Here is a 5,010-nt window from a genome sequence, read left to right as displayed (position 1 = left end):
CCGCGCATCCCGCGGCCGCTGCCAGGGCGGCCACTTCGGTCGCCGAGGTGATTCATCCGCAGGCCGTGAGCCTGGTGCACCAGCAGCTCGACCTGCTGGCGACCGCCGTGTTCCGCTGGCACGGCGAGGCGTGGCCGGGGGTCCCGATGGACTGGTCGGTCGAGAAGGACGCCGGCGCACCCGACGCCGACCCGGCCGTCGATGACCACCCGCAACGCTGGGCGACCCGGGTGTCGCTGAGCCTGCCCCGGCTCGGACAGGTGGACGTTCGCCTGAGTCTTGCGGGGCCGGGCCTGCAGGCGCGGCTGGCGGCCAGCGAGCCCGGCACAGTGTCGGTGCTGCACGCCGACGGCCGCTCGCTGGTGCAGCGGCTGGAAGCCGCTGGCCTTCGGGTGCAGAAGCTTCAGGTGGCGCCGATGGAGAAGCTGCCGGCGAACGGCGGGGAGGGCGCAGCGTGATCACCTCGATGGACGATCGGCAAAGCGCCGTGGCGCTGTCCTATGCCGACAAGACGCGCGCTCCCGTGGTCGTGGCCAAGGGCTACGGCGTGGTGGCCGAATCGATCATGCGCGAGGCAAGGGACAACGGACTGTATGTCCATGCCTCGGCGGGGCTGGTCAAGCTGCTGATGCAGGTCGATCTCGACCGGCAGATTCCGCCGCAACTCTATCTCGCCGTGGCGGAAGTCATGGCCTGGATCCATGGCCTCGAAAGCCGCGCCGAGGCGCCGCCCGGCGGCAAATGAAATATGTCACGCCGTCCTGATGTCGAATGAACCCTTTTGTTTAAATATCAATGATTGTTCATTGGATTGAAGCGGATTTTGCAGAAAAATGAGTGCTTTCTAGTGCAGCCGTGTTTTTAGTACTTTATTAATCATTTGATGAAGCGCAGTCGCCTATTTGACTTGTAAACAGTTTAGGTTACTTTCGATTGGAGAGTATGCGGCATTCGTTGGGGGTGTAAGAAAAGTCTCACTTTTTGAAACCGCTCTCAAAGCGCCTGATGAAGTTGTTAAAAATTGTGTATAGACTGCAAACTTGATGGAAATGAGACATGGAGACATGCATGTCAGTGGCCCGCTGGAAGGCGATCTCGATGGAAGCCGCTGTCATTCATGTGCCCCCTTCAGGTGTTCGCGGCGATCCATTGAAGCTGAATGCAGATGAGAAGAATTCGGTTTTTGAGCGGATATCGTCGCAAAAAACAGACCTGCAAGGTGATGTACGGTGCTCAAGGTCAATTGAATCCATAAAAGAATTATTTTAAATTGCTAGATTCTGTGTTTAATACACATTGATTAATTGGAGTTCAGAGTGGAAATCGATAATGATGTGGATGGGGTCAACCACATCTCGAAAGAGATTGGCGACATCAACCTGGCTTATATGCTGCTCGCTCAAAAGCTTGCCAAGCAGGATCGTGCCGCGGCAATGTACCGTCTCGGTGTCGGGCGTGAATTGGCTGATTTGCTGGCCAACATGTCCTTGACGCAAATCGTCAAATTGGCGACCTCCAATTTCCTGCTCTGCAGCTTCCGTCTCGATGATCACCCCATGTTCGCCGTGTTCGGGGAGGGCAAGGACAGCGCGCTGCAGCAGGCGCACATGTCGATCCTGATGGCTGCGCGCCAGCTTCAGCCGCGTGATACGGATGCGCTGGCATGAGCCGGCCGGCCGTTCCGAAGGTCGATGCCGATGCGCTGCCCCGCGAAGGTGCCCGGCCGACCGCCAAGAGCGTTCTCGGCGAGGTGCGCCAGGTCCAGCTGGCGGTTGAACTGATCGAGCTCGGGGCCCGCCTGCAATTCCTCGAAGCCGAGGTCGGACTGAGCCGCGAGCGGCTCATTCGCCTCTACAAGGAACTGAAGGGCGTCTCCCCGCCTAAAGGCCTGCTGCCGTTTTCTACCGACTGGTACATGACCTGGCTGGCCAACATCCATTCGTCGATGTTCTACAACCTGTACCGGTTCATGCTGGTCGAGGCCAACGAGACCGGACTGCAGGCGCTGATCAAGGCCTATCGCCTCTACACGGAGCAGATCGGAGCCCATGGCGGCGACATCGTGCTGGACTTCACGCGGGCCTACACGATGGTCCGGTTCTTCGACAGTGACATGCTGCAGCTGAGCACGTGCAGCCGCTGCGGGGGGCATTTCGTCGCCCATGCGCATGATCACAAGCACGGCTATGTCTGCGTGCTGTGCCGCCCGCCGTCCCGGGCCGGCAAGACGCGCTCCCCGAAGCGCGAGCAAGAAACTGCCAAGGCGCCGCAGGTCTCGCCGCCTCCTGTCCTGGCCGTGCATGCCGCGCCGAGCGCCGACGCGACCCCTTGAAAGCGGCAGATTATTTCAACTCTTCATTCTTGATTTGATGCCTGCGGGCAAAAGGGGACGCGCGTGCTCGTGCTGGTTGGATACCTGGTAGTGATTGGGGCCGTTTTCGGCGGCTACGCCCTGATGGGCGGGCATTTCGGCGTCCTGTTCCAGCCCGTCGAACTGCTGATGATCGGTGGCTCCGCGCTCGGCGCCTTCATCGCCGGCAACAACGGCAAGACCATTAAGGCGACCATGAAGGAACTGCCGCTGCTGCTGCGTTCCTCCAAGCACAACCGCCAGCTCTACATGGACCTGCTGGCGCTGCTGTACGAGCTGCTCGCCAAGGCGCGCAAGGACGGCATGATGAAGCTCGAGTCCGATGTCGAGAATCCGAAGCAGAGCGAGATCTTCGGGCGCTACCCGGCGCTCATGGCCGACAAGGAACTGATGGAGTTCCTCTGCGACTACCTGCGCCTGGTGATCAGCGGCAACACCGACCCCTTCGAGATCGAGGCCCTGATGGACCACGAGATCGAGACCATTCGCCACGAGGCTGAGGTGCCCCAGCACAGTCTGGCCGGTGTCGCCGACGCGCTGCCCGCGCTGGGCATCGTGGCCGCGGTGATGGGCGTGGTCCACGCGCTGGCCTCGGCCAACCTGCCGCCCGACGTGATGGGCGCCCTGATCGCGCACGCGCTGGTCGGCACCTTCCTCGGCGTGCTGCTGGCCTACGGTTTCGTGGCGCCGCTGGCCTCGCTGATCGGCCAGAAGGTCGAGGAGGCGATGAAGGTCTACCAGTGCGCCAAGGTCACGCTGCTGGCCAGCCTGAACGGCTACGCCCCCCAGCTCGCGGTCGAGTTCGGCCGCAAGGTGCTGTTCTCGACCGAACGTCCTTCCTTCACCGAACTTGATGACCACGTTCGGGAAGTCAAGGCACGCTGAGTTCCCGGGACGGGATATGAGCGCAGAGAAGCACCGCGTCATCATCAAGCGGGTGGCGGCCCCTGGGGGCGGCCGTCATGGCGGGGCCTGGAAGATCGCCTATGCCGACTTCATGACCGCGATGATGGCCTTCTTCCTGGTCATGTGGCTGCTGTCGATCTCGACGCCGAAGCAGCGCGCGGGCATCGCCGAGCACTTCCGGATGCCGCTCAAGGCGGCGCTCTCGGGCGGCGACAAGTCCAGCCTGGGCAGCAGCATGATCCCGGGCGGCGGCGACGACCTCACGAAGACCGAAGGCGAAGTCAAGAACGCCGACCCGAGCGAGGAAGAGCTGGACGCGCAAAGGCTGGCCGACATGAAGCAGAAGCTCGACGCGCTGATCGAGAACAGCCCGGTCTTCAAGCAATTCCGTTCGCAGATCCTGATCGACATCACGACCGAAGGATTGCGGCTGCAGCTGGTCGACAGCGAGAACCGGCCGATGTTCGACCTTGCCAGCGCACGCGTGGTGCCGCACATGCGGGCGATCCTGCGCGAGCTCGGGCCGAAGCTCAACGAGCTGCCGAACAAGATGACGCTGTCGGGCCATACCGACGCCATCGTCTACACCAACGGCGACAAGGCTTACGGCAACTGGGAGCTGTCGGCCGACCGGGCCAATGCCTCGCGGCGCGAACTGGTGATCGGCGGCATGGCCGAGTCCAAGGTGCTGCGCGTGGTCGGCCTCTCCGACAGCATGCACCTGAACAACGCCGATCCGCGCAACCCGATCAATCGGCGCATCAGCATCATCCTGCTGAACCGCCAGACCCAGGACCGGATCGAGCGCGAGAACAGCGGCGACGTTCCGGCCATGCGCGCCGGCACGCTGAAGGCCGGAGCGCCGGCCGGCAGCGGCGACATGAAGCCGACCTCATTCAAACCCTCGGCCCCGACGCAGTAACCAACGACAGACCCAGCGCCGGCGTTCAGCGCCGGCATCGGAACACAAGATGGACCTCAGCCAGTTTTCCCAAGCATTCTTTGTCGAAGCGATCGAGCTTCTGGCACAGATGGAGCAACAGCTCCTCGAACTCGATGTCGAGTCGCCGGACAGCGAGCAGCTCAACGCGATCTTCCGTGCAGCGCATTCGATCAAGGGCGGAGCCGCCACTTTCGGCTTCACCGCGCTGACCGAAACAACGCACGTGCTGGAGACCCTTTTGGACCGGGCACGCCATGGCCAGCTGCGCCTGAGCGGCCCGATGATCGATGCCTTTTTGGAAACGAAGGACGCCTTGCAAGAACAACTCATTGCCTACCAGGCGGGCAAAGAGCCTGAAGCCGAACGCGTTGCCCTGATCTGCGCCGTGCTGCAGCAACTGGCGCGCGAGAACGACGAGGGTGGTGCATCGGCGTCGCCCGCACCGGCACCCGTCGCGGCTGCCGCCCCGGCGCCCGCGCCTGCCGCGGCCAGCGCGTCATCCGGCGCGCTGCGCATCCGCTTCACCCGCCTGTCGGACAGCGAATGCGAGCTGCTCGCCGGCGAACTCGGCAACCTCGGCAACATCGCCTCGCGCACCCGCAGCAACGACCAGCTCACCGTGATGCTGGAAACCACCTGCGAACCCGAGGACATCATCGCCGTCTGCTGCTTCGTGATCGACGAGTCGCAGATCGATATCTCGCGCCAGGCGGCCGAAGCCGCCGAGCTGCCGGCCGTCGCCGCGCCGGCGCACGCCGCCGAGGCCAGCGTCAAGCCGCAGGCCGCGGTG

8 protein-coding genes are annotated in these 5,010 nt (G+C 63.0%); all 8 read left to right on the top strand.

The features are described from left to right. Window positions 1–458, top strand: a 458-nt coding sequence (fliK, locus tag AC1DY5_RS41740) for a flagellar hook-length control protein FliK (protein ID WP_478120303.1), incomplete at its 5' end; no start/stop codon positions are given. Window positions 459–466: 8 nt separating this feature from the next. Then, window positions 467–745 carry an EscU/YscU/HrcU family type III secretion system export apparatus switch protein gene (locus AC1DY5_RS41735; RefSeq protein WP_478120304.1) on the top strand — a complete coding sequence of 93 codons (279 nt, stop codon included), beginning with the start codon at window positions 467–469 and terminating at the stop codon, window positions 743–745. A 323-nt stretch (window positions 746–1,068) separates the two neighbouring features. Beyond that, window positions 1,069–1,269, top strand: coding sequence for a hypothetical protein (locus AC1DY5_RS41730; protein WP_478120302.1), 201 nt, complete (start codon window positions 1,069–1,071; stop codon window positions 1,267–1,269). A gap of 47 nt (window positions 1,270–1,316) precedes the next feature. Continuing rightward, window positions 1,317–1,667 (top strand): flagellar transcriptional regulator FlhD, encoded by a 351-nt coding sequence (gene flhD, locus AC1DY5_RS41725; protein ID WP_478120301.1) that lies wholly within the window; start codon window positions 1,317–1,319, stop codon window positions 1,665–1,667. Next, window positions 1,664–2,332: a flagellar transcriptional regulator FlhC gene (gene flhC / locus AC1DY5_RS41720; protein ID WP_478120300.1), complete on the top strand. Its 669-nt coding sequence runs from the start codon at window positions 1,664–1,666 to the stop codon at window positions 2,330–2,332. Before flhD ends, flhC begins: the two co-directional genes overlap by 4 nt. A 63-nt stretch (window positions 2,333–2,395) precedes the next feature. After that, on the top strand, window positions 2,396–3,256 hold the full coding sequence (gene motA / locus AC1DY5_RS41715) for a flagellar motor stator protein MotA (RefSeq protein ID WP_478120299.1): 861 nt from the start codon (window positions 2,396–2,398) through the stop codon (window positions 3,254–3,256). Window positions 3,257–3,272: 16 nt separating this feature from the next. Then, window positions 3,273–4,199: a flagellar motor protein MotB gene (motB, locus tag AC1DY5_RS41710; protein WP_478120298.1), complete on the top strand. Its 927-nt coding sequence runs from the start codon at window positions 3,273–3,275 to the stop codon at window positions 4,197–4,199. 49 nt (window positions 4,200–4,248) lie between these two features. Beyond that, window positions 4,249–5,010: Hpt domain-containing protein (locus tag AC1DY5_RS41705; RefSeq protein ID WP_478120297.1), on the top strand; the 762-nt coding region annotated here is incomplete at its 3' end.

This window comes from Variovorax sp. P4_D9 (assembly GCF_056401695.1).
The sequence above is the reverse complement of the archived record's forward strand: the minus strand, read 5'-3'. Positions and strand labels throughout refer to the sequence as shown.

Bases quoted from the DNA above. Each gene is read 5' to 3' on its own strand.
- AC1DY5_RS41735 (WP_478120304.1), top strand. From the start codon at position 467: ATGGACGATCGGCAAAGCGCCGTGGCGCTGTCCTATGCCGACAAGACG.
- AC1DY5_RS41730 (WP_478120302.1), top strand. From the start codon at position 1,069: ATGTCAGTGGCCCGCTGGAAGGCGATCTCGATGGAAGCCGCTGTCATT.
- flhC (WP_478120300.1), top strand. From the start codon at position 1,664: ATGAGCCGGCCGGCCGTTCCGAAGGTCGATGCCGATGCGCTGCCCCGC.
- motB (WP_478120298.1), top strand. From the start codon at position 3,273: ATGAGCGCAGAGAAGCACCGCGTCATCATCAAGCGGGTGGCGGCCCCT.